The sequence below is a fragment of the Kitasatospora sp. NPDC094019 genome (genome assembly GCF_044764505.1).
Classification (GTDB): domain Bacteria; phylum Actinomycetota; class Actinomycetes; order Streptomycetales; family Streptomycetaceae; genus Kitasatospora.
In genome coordinates, this window is record NZ_JBIWIF010000002.1 from 620,041 (window position 1) to 646,238 (window position 26,198).

Here is a 26,198-nt window from a genome sequence, read left to right on the forward strand (position 1 = left end):
GCACGGTCGGGGTCGGGGTATGCCCTGTCGGCCCGGTTGCGCCGCGGCTGAAACTTAGGGTAGGTAAACCTAAGCAAATCGAGCACAACCCCGAAACGAGGAACGAACGTGGGCGTCACCAGACGACAGCTGCTGTGGGCCGGAGCCGGCGTGGGGGCGGCCGGTGCGCTCGCCGCCTGCGGCAGCGGCGGCACGGGCGGGTCCAAGGACGCCGCGCCCTCCGCGGGCGCCTCCCAGCAGCCCCGCGCGGGCGGCACCCTGAAGATCGGCGCGCTCGGCAAGGCGTCCGCCGTCACCCGCGATCCGCACGGCACCCAGGCGAACGAGAGCGACTACCTGATCCTCAGCCTGATCTACGACACACTCGCGATACCCGGGGACAGCACCAACACCGCGCCGCGCCTGGCCGCCTCCTGGAAGCCCTCCGACGACCTGAAGAGCTGGCGGTTCACCCTCGCCGACGGCGCGACCTTCCACGACGGCACCCCCGTCACGGCCGAGGACGTGGTCTGGTCGCTGAAGCGCCTGCGCAACACCCCGGCCGGCAAGAGCCGCCTGCCCGGCATCCAGCCCGAGGGCATCACCGCCGAGGGCCCGAGGACCGTCGTCCTGGTCTCCGACTACCCCAACGCCGAACTGCCGCTGCTGACCCGGCTCACCACCTTCGTCCTCAAGAAGGACACCAAGGACGACGCGGTCGCCGGCGCCCCCGGCACCGGCCCCTTCAAGCTCGACTGGTACCGCGACGGCAACGCCCGGCTGGTGCGCAACGACAACTGGTACGGCGGCAAGGTCCTGCTGGACGCCGTCGAGGTGCGCCTCTTCGAGAGCCCCCAGGCCATGGCCAACGCCCTGCTCGCCGGGCAGATCGACGTCGCCTCCAACGTCGGCGCCGTCGCCGCCCGCACCGCCGAGTCCCGCAAGGACGTCCGGATCGTCCGCCGACCCAACGACATGGCGATGCCCATCGTCATGCGCACCGCCGACGGCCCCTTCGCCGACGCGCGGGTGCGCGAGGCCCTCAAGCTGGCCGTCGACCGCGACGCCATGGTCAAGCAGGTCCTCTCCGGCTACGGCAGCGTCGGCAACGACATCCTCGGCACCGGCGACCCGGCCTTCGCCAAGGACCTCCCGCAGCGCGCCCGCGACCTGGCCAGGGCCAAGCAGCTGCTCGCCGACGCCGGCTTCGACACCTCGAAGACCTACGACCTGGTCACCACCGAGGACATCTCGGGCCTGGCGGAGTCCGCGACCCTCTTCGCCACCCAGGTCCGCGAGGCCGGGGTGAAGATCAACGTGGTGAAGCAGGACTCCAAGATCTTCTGGGACGACACCTGGCTCAAGGGCGCGCTCTACACCACCTACTGGGGCACCAACGACTCGGTCGTGTTCTTCGCCTCCAAGACGATGCTCTCCGACGCCGGCCAGAACGAGTCCGGCTGGAACGAGCCGGCCTTCGACGAGACGTACCGCAAGGCCATGGGCACGGCGGACGCCGCCGAGCGCGGCAAGCTGCTGCACCAGCTCCAGGAGATCGAGTTCGCCAGGTCCGGCTACCTGCTCTGGGGCATGGCCGACGGCATCGACCTCGCCGGAGCGGCCGTCCGCGACCTGCCCGGGCTCCCCGGTTACGGCCGCGTCCAGCTCGACAAGACCTGGCTGGCGCGTTGACCGCGCTCCACCCGGCCGGCGCCCGCGCGCCGCGACGGCTCCCGGCCCGCATCCTCCCCGGTGCGGGCCGGGCCGCCCGCCAGGCCGCGAGGCGGCTGGTGATGCTCGTCGCCCTGCTCGCGGCCGTCTTCGCCGCCGTCGAACTCCTGCCCGGCGACGCCGCGGGCGCCACCACCGACCGGGGCGTCACCGCCGCCGACCTCGCCGCCCGCCGCACCGCCCTGGGCCTCGACCGGCCGGTCGCCGAGCGCTTCCGGGACTGGATGACCGGCCTTCCCACCGGCGACCTCGGCACCACCGCCCGCGGCCAGCACGTCACCGACGTCCTGGCCGGCCCCTTCCCCAACACCCTCCTGCTCGGCGCCCTCGCCCTCGCCCTGAGCACCGTCGGTGCGCTCGCCCTCGGCGGCTGGGCCGCGCTGCGCCCGGGAGGCCGGGTCGACCGGACCGTCGACACCCTGTCGACCGCCGCGTTCGCCCTCCCGGAGTTCGTGGTCTCCGTCGCCCTGCTCCTGCTGCTGTCCCGGTGGACGGGCTGGCTGCCCGCCGTCACCCTCACCGGCCCCGACGGCAGACCCGAGACCTGGACCATGATCGTCCTGCCGCTGCTCTCCCTGGCCGTCCCGCAGATCGGCTGGAACACCCGCATCGTGCGCGGCGCGCTCGCCGACCAGGCGGACCTGCCGCACGTCCGGGCCGCGATCCTCGACGGCCTGCCGCGGCGCCGCGTCCTGGGGCACCACATGCTCCCCGGCGCCCTGCCCGCCATCAGCGTCGGCATCGCCACCTCCGCGGGCATGCTGCTGGGCGGCACGGTCGTGGTGGAGACGCTCTTCAACTACCCCGGCATCGGCGCCGTCCTGGCCGGAGCCGTCACCGACCGCGACACCCCCCTCGTCGCCGGTGTCGTGGCCGCCGCCGGAGCCGCCATCAGCCTGCTGCTCCTGGCCGCCGACCTCGTCCGCGCCAGCACCCTCGGAGAAGAGCGACGATGACCGCCGACGCCCCGACCGCGGCCCTCGCCCCGACCGCCCGACGCCACCGGCGGCGGGTGCTCGCCCGCGCCGTCCCCGCCCTCCTCCTGGTCGCCCTCGCCCTGGCCGGACCGCTGCTCGCCCCGCACCCGATCGACACCCCGGTCACCTTCCCCTACGGCGGAGCGGGCGGCGACGCGCCGCTCGGCGGGGACCAGCTCGGCCGGGACGTCCTCAGCCGCCTCCTGACCGGTGGCGCGCCCCTGATCGCCACCGCTCTGGGCATCGCGCTGGTCGTCACCGCGGTCGCCACCGCCGTCGGCATCCTCGCCGTCCTGCGCCCGGCCCTCGGCCGGTGGATCGAACGCGCCGCGGACCTGACGATCCTGCTGCCGTCCGTCCTCGCCATCATGCTCGTCGCCCTGGCCTGGCCCGGCGGCGGGCGCCTCGCCGTCGCGGCCGCCGCCACCGTCCTCGGCATCCCCTACGCCGTCCGGATCGTGGCCGCCGCGGCCGCCCCGGTCGCCACCACCGGCTTCGTCGAAGCCGCCGCCGCGGGCGGCGAGAACCTCTGGCACCTGACCGTCCACGAGGTCCTCCCCAACCTGCGCTCCACCCTCCTCGCCCTGTTCGGGCTGCGGTTCGTCGAAGGCATCTACATCGTCTCCGTCGCCGCCTTCCTCCAGCTCGGCCCCCAGCCCCCGGAAGCCGACTGGGCCCTGATGATCCGCGAGAACGCCGCCGGCATCACCCTCAACCCGTGGGCCGTCGGGGCGCCCTGCCTCGCCATCGGCCTGCTCGCCATCAGCGTCAACCTCGCCGCCGAAGCCCTCGCCCCCGCCCGGCCCACCCCGGAGACCCCGTTGTGAGCAGCACCCAACCCGACCCGAGTACCGCCGATCGTGCCGTGAGCACCGCCGGTCCCGTCGCCCGCGCCGTCGGCCTGTCCATCGCGCTCGGGGACACCCCGCTGCTCGCCGACGCCACCCTGGCCCTCACCCCCGGCCGCGTCACCGCCGTCACCGGCCCCTCCGGCGCGGGCAAGACCACCCTGCTGCGCGCCCTCGTCGGCGCCCTCCCGCCGGGCGCGCGCGTCGCGGCGGGAAGCCTCGACGTCCTCGGCCACGACATCCTCGCCCTCCCGGCCGAGGAACTGCGCCGACTGCGCCGCCACCGGCTCGCCTTCGTCGGCCAGGACCCCGGCTCCGGCCTCAACCCCCGCGCGCGCGTCGACCGGCTCATTCGCGAGACCTCCCCGCAGGGACGCCGGACCCCGGTCGCGGACCTGATGCGCGCCGTCCGCCTGCCGGTCGGCGAAGGTCTGGAACAGCGCCGGCCCGCGAACCTCTCCGGCGGGCAGCAGCGGCGCGTCGCCCTCGCCCGCGCCCTCGCCAGGCGGCCCGCGCTGCTCCTCCTCGACGAACCCACCGCCGGCCTGGACGCCGCGCTGCGGGACGACATCGCCGACCTGCTGCGGGGCCTCGCCGCGCGCGAAGGCATCGCTATCGCCCTGACCAGCCACGACGCGGACTTCGTCGCCCGCTGCTCCGACGACGTGCTCGCGCTGCGGCCCGCCCGTACGGCTACGGCCACTGCCACTGCCACTGCCCCGGCGACGGTCCCGGTCGTGGCTCCGGCCCCGGTCGTGGCCGGGGGAGCCGTCGTCGAGGTCAGGGCACTCGACGCCCACGTCGGTACCGGCCGGACCCGCCGCCAGGTCCTGGCCGGCCTCGAACTCGCCCTGCGGTCCGGCACCCTGACCGGGATCACCGGCCCGTCGGGATGCGGCAAGACCACCCTGCTGCGTTCCGTCGCCGGGCTCCACCGCCCCGCGGCCGGCCGGATCACCCTCGGCGGGGAACTCCTGGCCCCCTCCTACCGGCGGCGCACCCGCGACCAGCGGCGGCGCGTCCAACTCGTCCCGCAGAACCCGCTCGGCGCCCTCAACCCGGTCCGCACCGTCGGTGCCGCCCTCGCCCGCCCGCTGAAGCTCCACTTCGGCCACCCGGCCGACCGGTGCGACGCCCGCGTCGCCGAACTGCTCGCCGCCGTGGGCCTCGCTCCCGACCACGCGGGCCGCTACCCCCACGAGCTCTCCGGCGGGCAGCGCCAGCGCGTCTCCATCGCCCGGGCCCTGGCCGCGGAACCCGACGTCCTGCTCTGCGACGAGGTCACCTCGGCCCTCGACGCCGACACCGCCGAGGGCATCATGGAACTCCTGCGCGGCCTGCGGGCCGACCGCGGCCTCGCCGTCGTCCTCGTCAGCCACGACCTGCCGTTGCTGTCGGCGCACGCTGATCTGCTGCTCGCGCTCGACGGCGACGACGGGACCCTGATCACGAAGGAGGGGGCGGCCCCGGGGCCGGTGCCGAACTGAGTTCCGGGCCGCTGTCCGGCCGGTCCGTCCGGCACCGGTGCCGTCAGCGGCCGACGATCTCCCGGGCCGAGTGCTCCACGTACTCGTGCAGCCCGTAGGCGAGACCCAGGGCCAGCACAGCTGACACCACCACCGCCGCGACGAGGGCGGCCGCCGCCGCGCGTGGTCCGCGTCCGCGCGGCCCGGCGGGCTCCGGTTCCAGCAGGGCCCGGACCCGCAGCGGGACCGGGCCGGTGCTGACCGACGGGAAGCGGCCACCGCGTCCTCCGGACCCGGCCGCGCCGGCCAGCGCGGCCCGGGCGATGGCGGTCGCGGCGGTCCTCCGGTCCCCGGCCACCGTCGCGGCGGCCTCGTCCGCCCACCGCTCCAGGTGGAAGTCCAGTGCCGGTCCCAGCCGCGCGAGCGCCGGATGCACGGCGGCGGCGAGGACCACGACGGCCGAGAACGCGTGGTGCCGCCCCCGCAGATGGGCCCGCTCATGGGCGAACAGAACGGCGCGCTCCGACGGCCCGAGGAGTCCGAGCATGCCCTCCGTGACCACGACCCGGCCGGCCCGTCCCCGGAATCCCGGCAGGGCGAACGCCTCCGCGTCCTCGCCCGGCACGACGAGCACGTCGCCTTCCGCCGCGCACTCCCCGGTCAGCCTCCAGGCGCTCGACAGCAGCGCCCGCTGCCGACGGGCGGCCAGCGTCAGCCGGACCGTCTGCGCGACGAGCAGGGCCCCGGCGGCACAGGACACCGGGAGCACGGCCGGCCAGTCCGCCGTCACCTGGTCGAGTCGCAGGTGTTCCAGCATCGCGAGGAACGGCACGTGGAAGAGTCCGACGAGCGCCGCGACCGCCCCGCCGGCGAGCAGCGTGGCCGCTCCGGCGAGGGTCACGGAGGCCGCACGGGGCGGAAGCAGCCCGGCGAGCCGGGTGGCCGCGGGCGCCGCCGCCCACGGAAGGGCGACGGCGAGGGCGACGATCAGCAGGAGCAGCGTCACGCGGTGCCCTCCGGGGCTGCCGGGCCCTCGCTCGGGGCCGGTTCCGCGTCGGCGGACTCGACCGCGGTGGATTCGGTCCCGGTGGATCCGGCCTCGGCGGACTCGGCCTCGGCGGACTCGGCCTCGGCGGACTCGACCTCGGCCGGCCCCGCCTCGGCCTCGACGAGCAGACGGCGCAGGAGGTCCCCGTCGTCCGTGGACAGCGAGGACACGAACCGCTTCAGCACGAGATCCCGCTGCGGCTCCTTCTCCAGCTCCCGCCGCATCCGTCCCGCCGCCAGCCCGGCGGCGTCCGAGACCGGCGCGTAGGCGAAGGAACGCCCCGGCTGCGTGCGCACCACGGTCCCCTTCTCGTGCAGGCGGGCGAGGATCGTCGCGACGGTCGTCCGGGCGAGGTCCTGGTGCAGTGCTCCCTGCACCTGCTGGGCGGTCATCGGCTCACCCGCCGCCCACAGCACCGTCATCACGTCCGCGACCAGTTCCCCGTGCGGCCGCCGGGCCTCCTTGCGGTCCCTCGCCATCTCTCTCCCTGTCCCGATGTGCTCGACCCGATGTCCTCGACCGGCGCACCCCGGTGCCGACAAGCGGTCGGAGTCGGGGGCCGGACCGCATCGGCCGCGTGCGACTTAGGTATGCCTCACCCAACTCTACGGGGGCCGACCGTCCGGCCGCGACGAGGCACTCGCGTACCCCACCGGGGTTCCGTCTTCAACGGCCTGTTCCTGACGATCACAACCCTGGACCCCACCGGAGGCGGGCCAGTACGGTGGGCGCGCCGCTGGGAGCCCGCCCTGAGTGCCTTCGGGCCGGCCCGTCTCGGCTTGCCCGACCGTGCGCGCGGCAGCGACGGCGGGAGCCGACCAGCGCTGGGAGTTCGATCGCACCGGGACGCTCGACAGGACTGGTCCCGGTGTCATGGCAGGTTCACGAAGGGGGATCGACAATGGCGTCGGCGAGCACGTTCGGGATCGGCCGGGTCCATCGGGCCTTCGAGCGGATGGCGGGCCGGGCGCCGGACGACATCGCCGTGGTGGCGGGGTCGACCCGGACCACGTACGCGGAACTCGACCGCCGGGCCGGCGCCGTGGCCCGCGAGCTGCGCCGCCGGGGGGCCGGGCGGGGCTCACTGGTGGGCGTCTGCCTGGACCGGGACGAGTGGCTGCTGCCCGCGCTGCTGGGGGTCTGGAAGGCCGGTGCGGCGTACGTGCCGCTGGATCCGGCCCACCCGGCGAGCCGGTCGGAGTTCCTCGTCGAGGACGCCGGGATCTCCCACCTGGTCTCCTCGGGGGCCGTCCTCGGGCGCCGCGGCGACGTCCTCCGGGCCACCGGCGCCGACCTGCTGCTCGTCGACACGGTGGGCCCGGGCAGCGCCGACCACGTCGACCCCGACTCCGCCGGTGAGCCGACGGACCCCGCCTACGTGATGTACACCTCGGGCTCGACCGGCCGGCCCAAGGGCGTCGTGGTGGAGCACCGCAACGTGACGGCCCTGCTGCGCTGGGAGTCGTCCGTGTACGCGGCCGACGAGCTCCGGGGGATGCTGGCCGCGACGTCGGTCTGCTTCGACCCGTCGGTGACCCAACTGTTCCTCCCGCTGCTCCGCGGTGGGACGGTGATCCTCGCCGAGAACCTGCTCGCGCTGCCCGCCCTTCCCGAGCGGGACCGGGTCACGATGGTCTACGGGACGCCGTCCGGGCTGGCCGCGCTGCTGCGCGAGCCGCTGCCGCCGGGCGTGCGCACCGTCCGCGCGGGCGGCGAACCGCTCACCCGGGCCCTGGCGGACCGGATCCACGCCAACGCCGGTGTCCGACGGGTGGTCCAGAGCTACGGCCCGACCGAGTGCACGGTGAGCTGCGTGACCTACGAGGTGCCCGCGGCCGGGCGGGCCGAGCCGCCGATCGGGTCGCCCTACGCGGAGAGCGGGCTCTCGGTCCGCGACGGCGCCGGGAACCCGCTGGGCGACGGCGAGGTCGGCGAACTCTGGGTGTCCGGACCGCTGGTCGGCCGGGGCTACCTGGCCAGACCGGAGCTGACGGCCGAACGGTTCGTCACGGACGCCGCCGGGGTCCGGCACTACCGGACCGGCGACCTGGTGCGGCGGGTCGACGGCCTCCACCACTTCGCCGGGCGGATCGACGACCAGGTGAAGGTCCGCGGCTTCCGGATCGAGCTGGGCGAGGTCGAGGCGGCGCTCGCCGGTCACCCGGCCGTCCGGCACGCCGTGGCGCTGGCGCCGGCCGACCAGGACGGCACCCGGATCCTGCTGGCCTGCGCGGAATCGGACGACCGGACGCTCACCGGGGCGCGGCTCCGGGCGTGGCTGCGGGACAGGCTGCCGGAACAGCTGGTCCCGTCCCGGATCGCCGTCCTCGACCGCCTGCCCGTCGGACCGACCGGCAAGACCGACCGCGCCGCGCTGGCCGCCGTGGACTTCGGACGCGCCGTCGACACCGAGTACGTGGCCCCGCGCACCGGCACCGAGCGGCGGATCGCGGAGGTCCTCGCCGGTGCCCTCGGTCTGACCGAGGTCGGCGTCCACGACGACTTCGGGGCGCTCGGCGGGCATTCGCTCGCGGCCGCCCGTGTCTGCGCCGTCCTGGGCCGCGAGTTCGGGACGGCCGTGTCGCTGACGGACTTCCTCGCCGCGCCCACCGTCGCCGGACTCGCCCCGCTGCTGCGGGCCGCTCCGGCCGACCGCCCGGGCGCCGCGCCGGAACCGGCGCCGGTGCGTCACACCGGGCGTGACAGCTACCCGCTGACGTCCGCGCAGCAGGGCATGTGGCTGCTGAGACAGGTCGGTTCCGGCGAGCGCGCCACCACCATCGCCTTCCGTCTGCGTCTGCGCGGACTGCCGGGCACGGCGCGGCTGCGGGCCGCGTTGGACGCGGTGGTGGAGCGGCACGAGGTGCTGCGCAGCGTCGTGCTGGCCGGTGGTGCGGCGGTCGTCGGCGCGGCGGATGCCTCCGGTGGTCGGGCGGTCGACGGCGAACCGGTCGCCTCGGTCCGCCCACCGGCCCCGGTGCCGTTCGAGGAGCACGATCTCGGGGGCCTGCCCGGGGCGGAGCGGGCGGGCCGGGCGGGCGAGTTGACGCGCGCGGCCGCGAGCCACGCGTTCGACCTCGCCACCGAGACACCGCTGCTGCGGGCCACCCTGCTCCGGCTCGGCGGGGACGAGGCGGAACTGGTCGTCGTGACCGACCATGTGGCGTTCGACGGTTGGTCGATCGGCGTCCTGATGGCGGAGCTGGCCGATGGCCTGGGCGGCGGAGCGGACCACCCGTCGGCGGCGCACCCGTCGGACAGCGGCCCGGGCCCGACGGCGCCGCCGGTCCAGGTCGGCGACCTCGCGCTGCACGAACGCGCGCTCGCCGCCGGGCCCGACCGGGTCGAGCGGTTACGTGCCTTCTGGGCCCGGGAGTTGGCGGACGCCGTGCCGCCGCACGACCTTCTCCCCGTCGCGCCCGTCGCGCCCGCCGGCCCCGGCGGACCGGTCGGCGAACGGCTGGCCCGTCCCCTCGACGCCGGGACGGCGGCCCTGCTGCGCGGGCTCGCGGCCGACTGCGGGGCCACCCCGTTCGCGACCTTCCTGACCGCGCTCGGCGTCCTGGTCGCCGGGCTCACCGGACGGTCGGACGTCGTCCTGGGCGCGGCCGTGGCCGACCGGGCGCGCCCCGAGCTGGAGAACGTGGTCGGACCGCTGGTCGGCATCAGCCCGGTCAGACTGCGGCTGGCGGAAGGACAGTCCTTCCGGAGCGCCGTCGGTGCCGCCGCCGCCACGACCGCCCGCGTCATGGACCGTCCGGGGTTCACCGTGCGGGACGCCTTCGAGGCGGCGGGGATCGAACACCCCCGGGGAACGATGGGCACCCCGGTCGTGCTCTCGTTCCAGCCGGCCGGCCTTCCGGTGGCGGTGGAGCGCGACGGCGTCCGCGTGGAACTGCTCGGCGAGGCGACCAACGGCGGGACGCAGGCCCCGCTGACCGTGTTCGTCAACGAGACGGTGCGGGGGCCCGAACTCCGGATCGCGTACGACGAGGACCGGTTCGGCCCGGCCGACGCCGAGGCGTTCGCCGACCGGTTGCTCCGGATCCTGCGCGCCGCCGCGGCCGGTCCGGACCTCCCGCTGTCGGCACTGGAGCTGGTGAGCGGGGCGGAGCGGGCCGCTCTGCTCGCCGCCGGCACCGGAGCCCCGCTGCCGACCGACGGTCCGCGGACCGTGGTGGCGGCCGTGCTCGACCGGGCCGCTCGGCGGCCGACCGCGGTGGCCGCCTCCGACGCGACCGGCGAGCTGAGTTACGCGGAACTCGCCGAACGGTCGCGGCACGTGGCCGCCGCCCTGCTGGCGAGGAGAGCGAGCGAGGGCGTGACCGGACCGGCGGGGGCCTTCACCGTCGGGGTCTGCCTGCCCCGCGACCGCCACCTGCCCGCGGCCCTGCTCGGCGTCCTGCGGGCCGGCGCCGCCTACGTCCCGCTGGAACCGGACCAGCCCCTCGAACGGCTGCGCGGCCGGCTCGCCGACTCCGGGGCGACCGTCGTCGCCGCCGCCGGGGAGACCCTCGGGTGGGCCGCCGAGCTGGCCGGACCGCTGGGCGTCGGCGTTCTCGACCTGGACGGCACGGGCGACCCCGGCCCCACGCCGCTGCCCGAGCCGGCGCCCGAGGATCTGGCCTACGTGCTCTACACCTCCGGTTCCACCGGCCGGCCCAAGGGCGTGGAGGTCACCCACGCGAACCTGGCGGCCTTCGTGGCCGCGATGCGGATCACGCCGGGAGTCCGCCCCGACGACGTGATGCTGGGTCTCACCTCGCCGTCGTTCGACGTGTTCGGGTTCGAGCTCTGGGTCAGCCTGGTCTGCGGGCTCCGGCTGGCGATACTGGACCGGGAGTCCGCCGTCGACGGCTATGCCGTCGCGCGGTTCGTCGACCGGGCCGGCGTGACGCTGATGACCGCCACGCCGACCACGCTGCGGATGCTGGTCGCCGCCGGGTGGACGGCGCCCGGGGTGCGGGTGATCAGCATCGGCGAGCTGATGGACCCCGGGCTGGCGGGCGAACTCCTCTCCCGGGCCGGCGAGTTGTGGAACGCCTACGGTCCCACCGAGAGCACCGTCTACTCGACCCTGGCCCGGGTGGGCACTCCCGTCGGCGCGGCGGTGCCGATCGGCCGGCCGCTGGCCGGGGAGACCGCCTACGTGCTGGACGCCCTGGGCCGGCTGGTTCCGCCGGGGGTGACCGGCGAGCTGTGGATCGGCGGCGCGGGCGTCGCCCGGGGCTACCGGAACCGGCCCGACGCGACCGCGACGGCGTTCGCCGCCGATCCGTTCGTACCGGGCGGCAGGCGCTACCGGACCGGCGACCTGGCTCGCTGGCGCCCTTGGGGGACCAGGGGCGGGTCCCCCTCGCCGGAGGCCGGGGGAGGCACCCTCGACTTCCTGGGCCGCCGCGACCAGCAGGTGAAGCTGCGCGGCCACCGGATCGAACTCGGCGAGATCGAGACCGCCCTGCGCGCGGACCCGGCGGTGCGGGACGCGGCCGTCGTGGTCCTCGGCGACGGCGCGGACGCCCACCTGGTCGGCCACCTCGCGGTCGGCCCCTCGGCGGCCGACGCCGACGCCTTCGGCACCCACGGCATCGAGGAGCGCCTGCGCGCCCGCGTCCCGGACCACCTGGTGCCCCGGCGGTGGGTCGTGCTCGACGCCCTGCCCGTGACCGCCTCGGGCAAGGTCGACCGGGGCGCCCTCCCGGCCCCCGGTGAGGGCCCGGGCCGCGAGCGGACCGCCCCGCGCACCGACGCCGAGCTGCTGGCGGCCGAGGTCTGGGAGGCCGTGCTCGGGGTCGCCGGGGTCGGCGTCCAGGACGACTTCTTCGCGCTCGGCGGGCATTCGCTGGCGGCCACCCGGGTCGCGGGCCGGCTGATGGCGGCGCTGGACCTCGCGCTGCCGGTGCGGCTGCTGTTCGAGCACCCGGTCCTGGCCGACTTCGCCGCCGGACTGGAGGCGCTGCTGCTGGCCGACCTGGTCGCGTCGCCGGACTTCGCCGGACCGTCCGACCCCGCCGCGTCACCCGGCCCCGCGGTGTCACCCGACCTGGCCGGACCACCGGAGCCCGTCGGACCGCCCGAGCCCGTCGGAGGACCCGAGCCCCTCGGACCGGCGGGCACGGCCACCCCCGCCGCCCGCACCGCGGGCGGTGCCGCATGACCGAGCTGTCCGCCGAGCGACGGGACCCCCGACTCGCCGACGCCCTGCGGGCCCGGCTGGCCTCGGCCCGCCGCACCGCCGCCCGCAGCACCCCCGCGATACCCGTCCGGCCCGACGGGGACGCGCCGGCCCCGCTGTCCGCCGCGCAGGCACGGCTGTGGTTCCTCACCCAGCTGGATCCGGAGAGCACCGCCTACCACATCCCGGTCGCGCTGCACCTGCGCGGACCGCTCGACGCCGCGGCACTGCTGGGGTCGGTGCGGGACCTCGCCGAACGGCACCAGGTGCTCCGGAGCCTGGTCGTCGAGACCGACGGGGAGCCGGCGGCCGTGGCGGGTCCGGCCGAGGCGGTACCGCTGGCCGAGGTCGACCTGAGCGGGCCGGGAGGGCGGGAGTCGCTCGACGGCCGCCTGCGGGAGGAGGCGCGCCGACCGTTCGACCTGGCCGCCGCACCGCCCGCGCGGGCGACCCTGTTCCGGCTCGGCGACGACGAACACGTCCTGGCGCTGACGGTCCACCACCTCGCCTTCGACGCCTGGTCGAGAACGCTGGCGGTGGCGGAACTGGCGGCCCTGTACGCGGCCCGGCTCGGACTGGCCGCGCCGCCCGCGCCGCCGCCGGTCCAGTACGCGGACTACGCGCACTGGCTCTCCCGGCGGCCGGAGGAAGGGGAGCGCGCGGAGGCCGACCTGGCCTGGTGGGTCCGCGCGCTGTCCGGTCTGGAGCCGGTCCTCGACCTGCCCACCGACCTGCCCCGCCCACCGGTCGCGGACCGGACGGGCGCGGAAGTGCCGGTGGTCCTGTCGGCCGCCCTCACCGCCAAGGTGCGCGGGCGGGCCGCAGAGGTCGGCTGCACGCCGTTCATGGTGCTGCTCGCGGTCTGGCAGGAACTGCTGGCCCGGCTGTCGGGCGTCGACGACGTGCCGGTCGGCGTGCCCGAGGCGGGACGGCGGCACCCCGACACCGAGCGCACGATCGGGTTCTTCGTCAACACGCTGACCATGCGGACCGACCTGTCGGGCGGGCCGAGCGGCCGGGAACTGCTGACCCGGGTGCGGGGCGTGGCCCTGGAGGCGCTCGCCCGCACCGAGGTCCCGTTCGAGCGGATCGTGGACCGGCTGCGCCCGGCGCGCGACCTCTCCAGCACGCCGATCTTCCAGGTCCTCCTGAACGTGATCGACACCCCGGTCCCGGCCCCGCGCTTCCCGGGTCTGACGGCGAGGGTCTCCGCACCGCCGGCGACCACGGCCAAGTTCGACCTCAACCTCGCGTTCACGGCCACCTCGTCGAGCGGTGCCGGTAACGCCCCCGGCCCGGGCGACACCTACCAGGGGTCGCTGATCCACCGCACCGACCTGTTCGAGCCGCAGACCGCCCGCCGGATCACCGAGTGGTACGCGGTCCTGCTCGACGGCGTGCTGTCCGATCTCGACCGCCCCGTGCGCGAAGTGCCGCTGGAGCCGGCCGACGGCCCGCTGCTGTCCGGGCCGCGCCGGGAGTTCGACCTCACCCGGCCGCTGCACGCCCTGGTCGAGCGCCGGGCCGCCGAACGGCCCGACGCGACGGCGGTGGTGGGCCCCGACGGCGAGCTGAGCTACGGACAGCTGGAGCGGCGGGCGAACCGGCTCGCGCACCGGCTGCTCGCTGCCGGGGTCGGACCGCAGGACCCGGTCGCCGTCCTGGCCGACCGCCGGACACCGCTCGTGGTCGCCCTGCTCGCCGTCCTCAAGGCCGGCGCGATCTACCTGCCGCTCGACCCGGCCTACCCGGACGACCGACTGGCCGACATCCTGGCGACGGCGGGCGCGCGGGTCGTCCTCGCCGAGCGGGAGTTCGCGGACCGCCTGCCCGGGCGCGGCCCCGGTCCGGACGGCGTCCCGCCGGACGTGCTGCTCCTCGACGGTCCGCCCGCGCCGGGGGCGCCACCGGAGCGGGCCGACGCCCCACCGCGGGTGGCCGTCGACCCGGCCGCGGCGGCCTACCTGGTCTTCACCTCGGGCTCGACCGGCCGCCCCAAGGGCGTCACGGTCGAACACCGGCAGATCACCCACTACCTGCACGCGGTGGCGGAGCGGCTGGCCGAGGGCGGGGTGACGGGCGGCTCGTTCGCCCTGGTCTCGACCCACGCGGCGGACCTCGGCCTGACCAACCTGTTCGGGGCGCTGGTCACCGGCGGCACGGTGCACCTGGTGGACCGTGAGGTGGCGACCGACCCGGAGGCGTACGGGGCGTACCTGGCCGCGCACCCGGTCGACGCGGTCAAGATGGTGCCGAGCCACCTGGAACTGCTCGCCGCCCACGGGGAGCTCGCCCGGGTGCTGCCGCGCCGGCTGCTGATCCTCGCGGGCGAGGCGTGCTCCTGGGACCTGGTGGCCAGGATCCGGGCCGCGCGGCCCGGGCTGGCCGTCCAGGTGCACTACGGCCCCACCGAGACCACGGTGTCCGTGCTCGGCTGCGCCGTGGAGGAGACCCCGCCGGCCCGGCGTTCGGGGACGGTGCCGATCGGGCGGCCGCTCGCGGACGTGGACTGCTGGGTGGTCGACCCCGGCGGCCGCCCGCTCCCCGCCGGCGTGCCCGGCGAGCTGTGGATCGGCGGGCCCAGCGTGGCGCGCGGCTACTTCGGCCGTCCCGACCTGACCGACGAGCGCTTCGTCCCCGATCCGGTCACCGGCACCGCGCGGTGCTACCGCTCCGGCGACCGGGTCCGGCTGACCCCGGCCGGTCTGTTCGAGTTCCTCGGCCGGATCGACGACCAGGTCAAGATCCGGGGCTACCGGGTGGAGCCGGGCGAGGTCGTCTCGGCGCTGCGCGACCTGCCCGAACTCGCCGAGGCGGTGGTGCTGCCGGTCGGCGAGGCGCACGCCCGGAGGCTCGCCGCCTGGGTGACCCCCGCGACGCCCGGGTCCGCCGTGGACGTCGCCCGCGTCCGCGCGGCCCTGCGCGGACGGCTGCCCGACCACATGGTGCCCTCGGCGGTCGTCGTGCTCCCCGCACTGCCGCTCAACCCCAACGGCAAGGTGGACCGCTCGGCCCTGCCCGCACCCGAGCCGGCGCCGGCCGCTGAGCGGACCGCCCCGGGGACGCCGACCGAGCTGCGCGTCGCCCGGGCCTGGGCCCGGGTGCTCGAACCGGGCGCGGCCGACGGCCTCGGCGTCGACGACGACTTCTTCGCCCTGGGCGGCGACTCCTTCCGGGCGGTGCGCGCGGTCCGGGCCATCGACCCGACACTGCGGGTGATCGACCTGTTCACCCGGCCGACCGTCCGCGAGCTGGCCGCGTTCCTCGACGCCGCCGAGGCGGGCGGGCCCGAGGGCGAGCGCCGGCTGCTGCACCGGCTGGCCGGTCCGCCGCCCGGACGGCCGCCGACCGTCACCGTGGTCTGTCTCCCCTACGGCGGTGGCTCGGCGGCCGCCTACGGCCCGCTCGCCGCCGGACTGGCGGCGGCGATTCCCGGCGCGGCCGTGCTGGCCGTGGAACTGCCGGGACACGATCCGGCCCGGCCGGACGAGCCGCTGCTCCCGCTGACCGCGCTGATCGACCGGGTCGTCGCCGAACTCGCCGAACTGGCCCAGCCGGTCGGACCGACCGGGGTGGCCGGGGCAGCCGGTCCGGTCGGTCCGGTGGCGGTGTACGGCCACTGCGTCGGCTCGGCCGCCGCCACCGAACTGGCGCTGCGCCTGGAGGCCGACGGCGTCCCGGTGACGGGCCTGCTGGTCGGCGGCAGCTTCCCCGGCGCGCGGCTGCCGGGGCGGCTGTCCACCTGGCTGCGCAGCCGGTTCCCGGCCACCCGCTGGACGTCGGACCGGGCCTACCGGGACTTCCTGCGCACCCTCGGCGGCATCGACGACGACGGCGACGGCAGCGGCGACGGCAGCGGCGACGCCGGTCGGGACGCCAACAGCGACGGGCACGGGAAGGGGAACGGCGAAGCGGCCGACGCGGCCCAGCGGACGATGCTCCGCGCCCTGCGGCACGACGTGGACCAGGCCCAGGGCTGGTTCACCGGCGAACTCACCCGGCCGGACGCCCGCAGGCTCCGGGCCCCGGTGCTCTGTCTGATCGGCGAACGCGACCGGTCCACCGAGCTCTACCAGGAGCGGTTCGCGGAGTGGGGGGCCTTCGCCGACCGGGTGGAGCTGGCCACCCTCCCCAGGGCGGGACACTACTTCCTCAAGCACCAGGCCGCCCCGCTCGCCGCGCTGGTCGGCGAGCGGCTCGGCGCCTGGGCCGACGGCCTGCTTCCGGAGCCGGTCGCCGAGGTCACGGTCGTCGGCGGGAGGGCGCGGCGGGACCTCAGGAACTTCTACCTGCTCGCCGCCGGCCAGACCGTCTCCCTGATCGGCAGCGCGCTGACCTCGTTCGCCCTCGGGGTCTGGGCCTACCAGCGCAGCGGGCGGGTCCTCGACTACGCGCTGATCAGCATGCTCGCGATGCTCCCGGCGATCGTCGCGGGGCCGCTGGGCGGCGCGGTGGCCGACCGGGTCGACCGCCGGCGGGTCATGCTCGCCTGCGACGCCGTCTCCGCGACCGCGACGGTGTCCCTGGTGGCCGCGCTGTGGCGCGGCGGCCTCGGGCTCGGGCAGGTCGGTCTGATCGTGGGCGTGATGTCGCTGGTGACGGCGTTCCGGCGGCCGGCCTACCTGGCGGCCGTGGCCCAGCTCGTCCCCAAGCCGTACCTGGTGCAGGCCAACGGGCTGGCCAACCTCGGGGCCGGGCTGGGGACGCTGATCGCCCCGCTGGCCGGTGGCGCGCTGATCGGGCTGGTCGGTCTGCCCTGGGTGGTGGCGGCGGACGTCGCCTCGTTCCTGGTCGGCCTGGCCGCGCTGCTGTGGGTGCGCTTCCCCGACCGGCTCTTCCGCCGGCAGGAGGAGTCCTTCGCCCGCACCGTCGTCGGCGGCTGGAGGTTCCTGGCCCGGCGCCGTCCGCTGCTGGTCATGATCGTGTTCTTCATGGTGGAGAACTACCTGGGCACGCTCGCGGTGACGCTGACGGTCCCGGGCGTGCTCGCGTTCAGCGGTACCGCCGCGGTGGGCGTGGTCACCGCGGTCGGCGGCGCGGGGGCCGTGGCCGGCAGCCTGATCGTGGCCCTGTGGGGCGGCACCGCGCGACGGGCGACCGGCATGGTCGGGTTCGTGGGCGGTGTCGGCCTGGGCGTCGTTCTGGTCGGACTGCGCCCGTCGGTGACGCTGGCAGCCGTGGGCGCGCTGGTCTGGTGGGCGTCCATGAGCATCCTCAACGCGCACTGGCTGGCCATCATCCAGCTCAAGGTCGGCCCGGACCTCCAGGGCCGGGTGCTCGCGACCAACCAGATGCTCGCCGTCGCCATGACCCCACTGGCCTTCCTCACCGCCCCGCCCCTCGCCGAACTCTTCGCGGGTCCGCTGGACCCGGGCGGGGCGCTGGCGGGCAGCGTGGGCCGCGTCCTCGGCACCGGGCCCGGCCGCGGCACCGGGCTGCTCCTCGTCACCTGCGGGGTGCTGCTGATCGGCTGGGCCGTCCTGGGCCTGTGCTACCGCCCGCTGCGGTTCATGGAGGACGAACTGCCGGACGCCGTCGCGGGCGCGGAGATCGCCGAGGACCTCGACGCCCTCCAGGCCGCGGCCGACCGCGCGCTGTCCGACGGTCCGTCACGTTCGTCCACCCGTACCCGAACTGCGGGTTGACCGGTGAGCGGGCGCGATGTCGACCGCGGTCCGGGCCGCGGTCCCGGCCCGGTGGTCGGGCGCGCCCGCGGCCGCGGTGGACGCGGACGTCCGGGGCCGCGCGGCACGCGCCGCGTGGCCCCGGGGCCGGGCCGAGGGCCGTGCCGCCCGCGCCGCTCGCGGACCGGTCCCGGCGGAGCCGACGGAAAATATCCGCCCGCCGTGGTCCCGGGCCTGCTACAGTCGTTGTTGTTGCAGTAGTGGTTCCCATGAACTTTGTGTGCGCCTGCTGATGATCGGCAGGCGCATTTTTGTTTCCCGGCTCTTCCCCGGGTGGGTGCTCATCGCGGTGATTCGGGGCGTGCGTTCCGCATGTTTCGAAAATTCCCTTTGAAGGAGATTTTTTTATGGCTAATGGCACTGTGAAGTGGTTCAACGCGGAAAAGGGCTTCGGCTTCATCGAGCAGGAGGGTGGCGGCCCCGACGTCTTCGCCCACTACTCGAACATCAACGCCAACGGCTTCCGCGAGCTGCTCGAGGGCCAGAAGGTCGAGTTCGACGTCACGCAGGGCCAGAAGGGCCCGCAGGCCGAGAACATTCGTCCGCTGTAGTTTTTCTGCCACGGCACCCGCCTGGTAGCGAGGGGCCCGAACCGGCGTACATCATGTCCGGTCCGGGCCTCTCGGCATTGCGCCACGACGCGCATCCCGGGCCGTTCCGGCCCCTCGGCTCCGCCACCGGCTGCCCGTCCCGACGCGAGACGCACAGCGCCACGTCCGGATCGGCGCCCTGCCGTGACAGTTCACGGTTCGAGGTTCCGCGCTCCCGCCTCCCGCGGTGAGCGCCGACTGCAGGTGACGTGCCGCACGGTTTCACCGTCCACGCTCCGCTCTCCACACTTTCGGCCCGTTCCTCGTGGCCTCCTGTCTGCGCCCTGCGCTGCGGAGCCTCCTTGCGACGCGCCGTCCAAGGAAGGTTTCGCATGAACCGTTCCACTCGTTCCCCGTACCGCAGCGCCGACTCCCGCTCCGCGTCCTCGCGTCGCGCCTCCGGCGGGTCCTACGGCGGCTCTTCCGGCGGGTCCTACGGATCCCGCTCCTCCCGCCCCTCCGGCGGCGGTTCCTTCTACGGCGACCGGCCCTTCGGTGGCCGGGGCTCCCGCCAGGGCTCCTCCCTGCAGGGGGAGTTCGCGATGCCGGTGAGCACCACCCCGTCGCTGCCGGCCGTCGAGACGTTCGACGAGCTGGAGATGCCGAAGGCCCTGCTGTCGGTGTTGACCCGTCAGGGCGTGACCGCGCCGTTCCCGATCCAGGCCGCGACCCTGCCGAACTCGCTGGCCGGCCGCGATGTCCTCGGCCGGGGCCGTACCGGCTCCGGCAAGACCATCGCGTTCGGCCTCGCCGTGCTGGCCCGCACCGCCGGGCAGAAGGCCGAGCCGCGCCGCCCGCTGGCCCTGGTGCTGGTCCCCACCCGGGAGCTGGCGCAGCAGGTCACCGACGCGCTGACGCCGTTCGCCCACGCGGTGCGGCTGCGGATGGCCACGGTGGTCGGCGGGATGTCGATCGGACGCCAGGCGCAGACGCTGAACCGTGGTGCGGAGGTCGTGGTGGCCACCCCCGGCCGGCTCAAGGACCTGATCCAGCGCGGCGACTGCCAGCTGGACGGGGTCGGCATCACAGTGCTCGACGAGGCCGACCAGATGGCCGACATGGGCTTCCTGCCGCAGGTCACCGAGCTGCTGGAGCAGGTGGCCGAGGGCTGCCAGACGATGCTGTTCTCGGCGACCCTGGACCGCAACGTCGACCGCCTGGTACGTCGCTTCCTCAAGGACCCGGTCACCCATTCGGTGGACCCGTCCGCGGGAGCGGTCAGCACGATGGAGCACCACGTGCTGCACGTGCAGAACTTCGACAAGAACGCCACCATCGCCCACATCGCCTCCCGCGACGGCGGGGTGATCATGTTCATCGACACCAAGGACGGCGCCGACCGCCTGGTGGACGACCTGCTCGCCAACGGCGTGAAGGCCGCCGCCCTGCACGGCGGCAAGTCCCAGCCGCAGCGCAACCGGACCCTGGAGCAGTTCCGCAACGGCCAGGTGACCGCGCTGATCGCCACCAACGTCGCCGCCCGCGGCATCCACATCGACGGCCTCGACCTGGTCGTCAACCTGGACCCGCCGAGCGACCACAAGGACTACCTGCACCGGGGCGGACGCACCGCCCGGGCCGGCGAGTCCGGCACCGTCGTCACCCTGGTCCTGCCCAGCCAGCGCCGCGGCATGGCCCGCCTGATGGCGACGGCCGCCATCACCCCGGTCACCACCCGCGTCAGCGCGGGCGACGAGGAGCTGGTCCGGATCACCGGCGCCCGGGTTCCCACCGGAATCCCGGTCGTGATCGAGGCGCCCGTGGTGGAGCGGTCCCGCCGGGGCCCGTCCAGCAGCCGCAACCGGCGCAGCCGCCCCGCCCGCCCCGTCGGCGGGACCGGTGCCGGTACCGGCACCGGTACGAGTGCGGGAGGCGCGAACCGCCGCCGCGCACCCAGGCGCGCCACCGCGGTCTAGGGATCCGAGAGCCGGAGCGCCGTTCGCGCTCCGGCCCGGGTGCCCCGCCGCCCGTGTCCCGAACCCGCCGGAACCGACCCCATGGAGTCCGCTCATGACGCTCGTCCTCGAACGTCCCGCGGCCACTGCCACGGTCGGTGACCTCATGCGCCACCCCGAGCTCCAGATCAGCGACGACGTCATGGTCGACGTGGCGATCGACATCCTGCGCGGCTCCGGCGCCGATCACGTCCTGGTCCGCGACGACGACGGCTGCTGCGCGGGCCTGCTGACCCGCGCGCACCTGGCGCCGTTCGAGGTCCGTTCCCCGCTCTCCGAGCGGATCCCGGTCCGCGACATCGCCTTCGACCGCGCCCCGTTCGCCACCGCCGACATGCCCGCCGCGACCGCGGTGGCCGTCATGGGCGCCCGTGACCTGGCGGTGTGGCCGGTGGTGGGCCACGACGGCCACGCCGTCGGCCTGTTCGCCCGCTGGAGACGGTTCCCCGGATCACGTCGCCCGCTCGGGGTGATCCGGGAGCGATGCCCCCGGTCGGGCGGCGCCGGTCACGCCGGGGGCGATGCAGCGCCGGTGGAGCGGGCGGAAGCCCGTCTCGCGCACGCCCGCTCCCGTCGCGTGCGCCCCGGCGGCCCGGTGGCGCCTCCTCCCCAGGAGACCGCCGAACACCGTCGCCCGCACCCCGCCGCCCGGCGTGGTCCGAAGGACACGCGGTAGCACATCCGGGGCGCCCCGGAGCGGTTGTGCCGGGAATCCGCGGCTCTTTCGCCGAAGCCCGCCGGGGCCGCGCGCCGCGCCCCTACAGTCGCCAGCCTGTCGCCACACGGGGTGGCGCAACGGCTCGGCACAGGGAGACCCGTTCATGGCCAACGAGTTCCAGCGGCGCAAGCTCCGCAACGTCTTCGCCGCCTTCGACACGGACGGGGACGGCTGTCTCCGGAAGAACGACTTCGAGGCCCTGGCGGAGCGGTGGGGACGACTGCCGGCCGTCCAGCGGGAAGCGGCACTGGGAATCCGGGTCGAGGCGCTCATGCTGGGCTGGTGGGACCACCTGCTCACGGTCGCGGACAGCGACCACGACGGGAAGGTCGACATGGAGGAGTTCCTGGTCCTGGTCGACCGGCTCCCCGCCCTGCGCGAAGTGGTGACGGCGACCGCCGACACGGTCTTCGACGCGGTGGACGAGAACGGTGACGGCCGGATCTCCCGGGCCGAGCACAGCCGCCTCGTCGACATCTGGCACGGCCGGACCGTGCCGACCGACGGCGTCTTCGACCTGCTCGACCTGGACGGCGACGGTTACCTGGGCCGACCCGAGTTCGCGCTCCTGTGGGAGCAGTTCTGGATCAGCGACGACCCCGCCGACCCCGGCAACGCGATGTGCGGCCGGATCCCCGAGGAGTGACCGCCGGCGCCGCCGGGCGAGCGCGCGGCGGCCCGTGCCGCACCCGGGGCGGGGGCGGCACGGGCCGTGGGCGGAGCGGTGTCAGCGGGCCCCGCCGGTGGGGGCCGGGCCGACCAGTTCCTTCAGGACGTCCTCCATGGTGACCAGGCCCAGCGCGGTCCCCTCGGCGGAGATCGCGGCGGCCAGGTGGGTGCCGGAGCGGCGCATCGCGGTCAGCACGTCGTCCAGGGGCATCGCCGCAGGGACGCGGGCGATCGGGCGGAGCGTACCGGGCGGGAACGCCCGGTCACGGGTGCCGTCGTGCGCCAGCGCGTCCTTGACGTGCAGATAGCCCGCCACCTGCCGGTCCCGGTCCAGGACCGGGAAGCGGGAGAAACCCGTGCGGGCGGCGAGCTGTTCGAGTTCGCCCGGGGTGGTGCCGGGGCCGGCGAAGACGATCCGCTCGCGCGGCGTGACGACCTCGGAGACGGGCCGGGAGCCCAGCTCCAGGGCGTCGTGCAGCAGCTCGGTGTCCCGGGCGCTGAGCAGTTCCGCGTCCGAGGAGTCCTTGACCATCCTGGCCAGCTCGTCCTCGGTGAACACCGAGGCCACCTCGTCCTTGGGCTCGACCCTGAGCAGGCGCAGGATCCGGTTGGCGAACCCGTTGATCGAGAACACGACCGGCCGCACCGCCCGGCAGGTGGCCACCAGCGGCGGCACCAGCAGCAGGGCGGCCCGCTCGGGCGCGGCGAGCGCGAGGTTCTTCGGGATCATCTCGCCGAGCAGCATGTGCAGATAGGTCGCCACGCTCAGGGCGAGGACGAAGGCGATCGGGTGGATCAGGCCCTCCGGCACGCCGAGGCTGTGGAACGGCGGCTCCAGCAGGTGGGCGATGGCCGGCTCGGCGACCATACCGAGGACCAGCGAGGAGACGGTGATGCCGAGCTGGGCCGTGGCCAGCATGGCGGAGACGTGCTCCAGGCCCCAGATGACGGTGCGGGCCCGCCGGTCGCCGGCCTCGGCGCGCGGTTCGACCTGACTGCGCCGGACCGAGATGAGGGCGAACTCGCCGCCGACGAAGAAGGCGTTGGCCACGATGGTGAGGAGGCCGATGATCAGTTGGACGGCGGTCACCGCTTCTCCTCCGGGCTCTCGGCGTGGTCGTCCTCCGGGGAGGCGAGCGCCTCGGGGGCGGTGATCCGCACCCGCTCGGCGACGTGGTGGGCGACGGCGCCGACCTCCAGGGTCCAGCCGCCGACCTCGACGGTGTCGCCGACCGCGGGGATCCGGCCGAGGCGTTCGGCGATCAGGCCGGCCAGCGTCTCGTAGGGTCCCTCGGGCACCGGCATGCCGATGGCTTCGAGCTCGTCGGTGCGGGTGATGCCGTCGGAGTCCCAGTGGTGCCGGCCGTCCTCGGTGGTGCCGAGGTCGACCAGGTCGGGGGTCGCGGCGGGGTCGTGCTCGTCGCGGACCTCGCCGACCACCTCCTCGACGATGTCCTCCAGGGTGACGATGCCGGCCGTGCCGCCGTACTCGTCGATGACCACGGCGAGGGTCTCCTCGCCGCGCATCAGGTCGAGCAGGCGGTCGACGGTGAGGGTCTCGGGGACCAGCATCGGCTCGGTCATCAGCGCCGACACCCGCTGGGTCGCCCGCCGCTCGACCGGCACTCCGAGGGCGTCCTTGATGTGGACGGTGCCGACGACGTGGTCGAGGCTGCCTCGGTAGACCGGGAAGCGGGACAGGCCGGTGGCCCGGGTGAGGTCGGCGACGTCGGCCGCGGTGGCGTGCTCGGTCAGGGCCTGGACGTCGACCCGGGGCTTCATGACGTTCTCCGCCGTCAGCTCGCGCAGGTTGAGGGAGCGGATGAACAGCTCGGCGGTGTCGGGCTCCATGACGCCCTCGCGGGCGGAGTGCCGGGCGAGCGCCACCAGTTCCTGCGGGGTGCGGGCCGAGGCGAGGTGCTCGGCCGGTTCCAGGCCGAACCGCCGCACGACGCGGTTGGCGGTGTTGTTCAGGTGGCCGATGAACGGCGCGAAGGCCGCCGAGAACCAGTACTGCGGGGCGGCCACCACCTTGGCGACGGCCAGGGGCCGGGAGATCGCCCAGTTCTTGGGCACGAGTTCGCCGGCGACCATCAGCACCACGGTCGACAGCAGGACGCCGAGAACGAGCGAGCCGGTCGCGGCGGCGCCCTCGGGCAGGCCGACGGCCTCCAGCGGGCCGCGGAGCAGCGCGGCCACCGAGGGCTGCGCGACCATGCCGATCACCAGGCTGGTGATGGTGATGCCCAGCTGGGCACCGGAAAGCTGGAAGGTGAGCCGCCGGACGGCCTTGAGCGCGGTCGCGGCACCCCGCTCACCGGCCTCGGCGGCCCGTTCGACGGCGGCGCGCTCCACCGTGGTGAGGGAGAACTCGGCGGCGACGAACAGGGCGCAGGCCGCCGTCAGGAGCAGGGCCAGGACCAGCAGAAGGACCTCGGTCACCGGGTCACCCCCGCCCCGGTCGGCGCGTGCGGCGGGCAGGGAACGGCTGGGTGATGACTGGGAGGTTCGTCCATCGCGGGGACCGCGACTCCTTCGTGCGGGGGATGATCGGTTCTACAGAAGTGTAAAGGGATGGCAAATCAGTGTGGCGTAAGGCCCGGGTCGCCGCACGCTTCCGCGAGCGTGCCGACCCGGGCCCGGTGGTGTCACGCCGCCCGGCGGCGCCGGAGGATCGCCCGCAGGGCGAGCACGATCGCGACGATCAGCCCGATCACGAACAGCACGATCAGCAGGACGACGACGATCACCGCGATGCCGAGCTTCTTGAAGAAGCCGCCCTTCTTCTTCTCGTCCTTCTTGTCGCCCGCCGCGAGGGCGGTGTCGTGGACGGTGGCAGTGGTGGCGGGCGCGGCGACGGCGACGGCGGTCGGCCCGGCCGGGGTCGCCGGGGTGGCCGCCACCGCCACCGCGGCCCCGGCGGCGGGGGCGACCGGGGCGGCCACGGCCGCGGCCGGCGCGCCCAGCACCAGCCCGGCGGCGACGAGGGCGGGGGCGACCTTCGCGAATATGCGCGGCTTCACTGCTTCTCCTGTCGTTCGGTGCTCGGCGTGACGTGACCGGAACGGACCGGGTCCTCCGTCAGCCGACTTCTACAGCACTGTAGATGATCCCTGCGCGCGAGGGTCGCGAGGGTCGCGAGCGCCGTGCGGGGCTGACGGATCGGCGGGCGGGCGCCCCTCGGCCGCGCCGTTCTCCGCGGAACGCGTCGTTCACCGTACGTTGACGCACCATTGGTGATATCGATTGTCGGAGGACGGACAAGACAAGTCCCGAAGCAGCACGAACGACGAGAAGGGAGCGACCTCGTGACGACGACCCAGCGCCCGCGCGGCATCCGCCCGCGCCTGCTGAACGTCCTGCTGGCGGCGCTGTGCGGGATCCTCGGGGCCACCGCGCTCGCGTCCCCCGCGCACGCCGCCGACACGCGTCGGCCCGTCTACGCCGTCGCGCACCGTGTGGACACCCTGGACGGGGTGGACGCCGCGATCGGCCACGGCGCCAACGCCATCGAGATCGACGTGTGCGCCTGGTGGAACCCGAACGAGTGGCGCGCCTGGCACGACTGCTCCTCGGCCGGCGAGAACCGCCTCGGGCCCAGCTTCGACAGCATGCTGGACCGGATCCTCGCCAACGCCGGCGCCGGGCGCCGGCTGTCGCTGGTCTGGCTGGACATCAAGGACCCGAACTACTGCGGCGAGGCGCCCAACCGCGCCTGCAGCGTCGCCGGACTGCGGGACAAGGCCCAGCGGCTGACCGCGGCCGGGATCCAGGTGCTCTACGGCTTCTTCGAGTACCACGGCGGCAGCACCCCGGACGTCGGCGGCCGGGGCTGGCAGAGCCTGGCGGGCCGGCTCGGCCCGCTGGAGGGCATCACCACGACCGGCGGCCGCGACCAGGTGCGCGGCGCCTTCGACCGCTCCGGCTCCGGCTTCCCGACCGGCCGCCGGGTGATGGACTACGGGGACACCGACATCACCAACGGCTTCGGCAACTGCACCGAGGCCGGCTGGAACACCTGTGCCGAGCTGAAGAAGGGCGCCGCCGAGCGCTCCGCCGGCCGACTCGCGGCCACCTTCTCCTGGACGGCCACCTACAACGACCCGTGGTACGTCGACAAGCTCCTCGGCGACGCCCAGGTGGACGGCATCATCGTCGGCTACGGTGCCTTCACCGGCGTGCGCGAGTACGACGGCGGCTGGCAGTGCGCCAACGCCGTCAACCTCGTCCGGGACTGGGTCGGCCGCCATGGTGGCACCCACCGGATGGCGAACAGCGGTGACCGGCTGTTCCGGTAGGGGGTGGGCTGGCATGGTGCCATGATGGCGCCAAATGGACTGGACATGGCGCCATTGCTA

At 75.1% G+C, this 26,198-nt stretch carries 16 protein-coding genes; 11 read left to right on the forward strand and 5 right to left on the reverse strand.

What is annotated here, in order from left to right:
- The first annotated feature begins 108 nt into the window (after positions 1 to 108).
- The 4 genes from ACIQ9P_RS07780 to ACIQ9P_RS07795 all read left to right on the forward strand — a co-directional run bounded on the left by ACIQ9P_RS07780 (position 109) and on the right by ACIQ9P_RS07795 (position 5,022).
- On the forward strand, positions 109 to 1,671 hold the full coding sequence (locus ACIQ9P_RS07780; RefSeq protein WP_402351352.1) for an ABC transporter substrate-binding protein: 1,563 nt from the start codon (positions 109 to 111) through the stop codon (positions 1,669 to 1,671).
- A gap of 101 nt (positions 1,672 to 1,772) precedes the next feature.
- Positions 1,773 to 2,666, forward strand: coding sequence for an ABC transporter permease (locus ACIQ9P_RS07785; protein ID WP_402351505.1), 894 nt, complete (start codon positions 1,773 to 1,775; stop codon positions 2,664 to 2,666).
- Entirely contained in the window at positions 2,663 to 3,514 is an 852-nt protein-coding gene (locus tag ACIQ9P_RS07790; protein WP_402351355.1) for an ABC transporter permease, read from the forward strand. Before ACIQ9P_RS07785 ends, ACIQ9P_RS07790 begins: the two co-directional genes overlap by 4 nt.
- The gene (locus ACIQ9P_RS07795; protein WP_402351358.1) at positions 3,511 to 5,022 is read left to right on the forward strand and encodes an ABC transporter ATP-binding protein; all 1,512 of its coding nucleotides are present in this window, start codon (positions 3,511 to 3,513) and stop codon (positions 5,020 to 5,022) included. Before ACIQ9P_RS07790 ends, ACIQ9P_RS07795 begins: the two co-directional genes overlap by 4 nt.
- A 43-nt stretch (positions 5,023 to 5,065) precedes the next feature.
- On the opposite strand, the gene ACIQ9P_RS07800 is transcribed toward ACIQ9P_RS07795, so the two are convergent.
- Entirely contained in the window at positions 5,066 to 6,007 is a 942-nt protein-coding gene (locus ACIQ9P_RS07800; protein WP_402351361.1) for a M48 family metalloprotease, read from the reverse strand.
- A complete protein-coding gene (locus ACIQ9P_RS07805; RefSeq protein WP_402351364.1) occupies positions 6,004 to 6,528 on the reverse strand; it encodes a BlaI/MecI/CopY family transcriptional regulator in 525 nt (174 codons plus the stop codon). The genes ACIQ9P_RS07800 and ACIQ9P_RS07805 overlap by 4 nt, the downstream gene beginning before the upstream one ends.
- Positions 6,529 to 6,950: 422 nt before the next feature.
- On the opposite strand from ACIQ9P_RS07805, the gene ACIQ9P_RS07810 reads away from it, so the two are divergent.
- From ACIQ9P_RS07810 to ACIQ9P_RS07835, 6 genes are all read left to right on the forward strand, one after another.
- Positions 6,951 to 12,206, forward strand: a complete 5,256-nt coding sequence (locus ACIQ9P_RS07810) for an amino acid adenylation domain-containing protein (RefSeq protein WP_402351366.1) — start codon at positions 6,951 to 6,953, stop codon at positions 12,204 to 12,206.
- A complete protein-coding gene (locus ACIQ9P_RS07815) occupies positions 12,203 to 17,869 on the forward strand; it encodes an amino acid adenylation domain-containing protein (RefSeq protein WP_402351369.1) in 5,667 nt (1,888 codons plus the stop codon). Before ACIQ9P_RS07810 ends, ACIQ9P_RS07815 begins: the two co-directional genes overlap by 4 nt.
- Before the next feature lie 386 nt (positions 17,870 to 18,255).
- Positions 18,256 to 18,459 (forward strand): cold-shock protein, encoded by a 204-nt coding sequence (locus tag ACIQ9P_RS07820; RefSeq protein ID WP_030918248.1) that lies wholly within the window; start codon positions 18,256 to 18,258, stop codon positions 18,457 to 18,459.
- A gap of 371 nt (positions 18,460 to 18,830) precedes the next feature.
- Positions 18,831 to 20,414 carry a DEAD/DEAH box helicase gene (locus ACIQ9P_RS07825; RefSeq protein WP_402351372.1) on the forward strand — a complete coding sequence of 528 codons (1,584 nt, stop codon included), beginning with the start codon at positions 18,831 to 18,833 and terminating at the stop codon, positions 20,412 to 20,414.
- A 94-nt stretch (positions 20,415 to 20,508) separates the two neighbouring features.
- Complete coding sequence (locus ACIQ9P_RS07830; protein WP_402351375.1) at positions 20,509 to 21,129, forward strand: HPP family protein; 621 nt, start codon at positions 20,509 to 20,511, stop codon at positions 21,127 to 21,129.
- A gap of 145 nt (positions 21,130 to 21,274) precedes the next feature.
- A complete protein-coding gene (locus tag ACIQ9P_RS07835) occupies positions 21,275 to 21,817 on the forward strand; it encodes an EF-hand domain-containing protein (protein WP_402351377.1) in 543 nt (180 codons plus the stop codon).
- An 81-nt stretch (positions 21,818 to 21,898) separates the two neighbouring features.
- On the opposite strand, the gene ACIQ9P_RS07840 is transcribed toward ACIQ9P_RS07835, so the two are convergent.
- From ACIQ9P_RS07840 to ACIQ9P_RS07850, 3 genes are all read right to left on the reverse strand, one after another.
- Positions 21,899 to 22,930, reverse strand: coding sequence for a hemolysin family protein (locus ACIQ9P_RS07840; protein ID WP_402351380.1), 1,032 nt, complete (start codon positions 22,928 to 22,930; stop codon positions 21,899 to 21,901).
- Positions 22,927 to 24,282: a hemolysin family protein gene (locus ACIQ9P_RS07845; protein ID WP_402351383.1), complete on the reverse strand. Its 1,356-nt coding sequence runs from the start codon at positions 24,280 to 24,282 to the stop codon at positions 22,927 to 22,929. The genes ACIQ9P_RS07840 and ACIQ9P_RS07845 overlap by 4 nt, the downstream gene beginning before the upstream one ends.
- Before the next feature lie 206 nt (positions 24,283 to 24,488).
- A complete protein-coding gene (locus ACIQ9P_RS07850) occupies positions 24,489 to 24,863 on the reverse strand; it encodes a hypothetical protein (protein ID WP_402351386.1) in 375 nt (124 codons plus the stop codon).
- A 285-nt stretch (positions 24,864 to 25,148) separates the two neighbouring features.
- On the opposite strand from ACIQ9P_RS07850, the gene ACIQ9P_RS07855 reads away from it, so the two are divergent.
- Complete coding sequence (locus tag ACIQ9P_RS07855) at positions 25,149 to 26,138, forward strand: phospholipase (protein WP_402351389.1); 990 nt, start codon at positions 25,149 to 25,151, stop codon at positions 26,136 to 26,138.
- Positions 26,139 to 26,198: the final 60 nt, after the last annotated feature.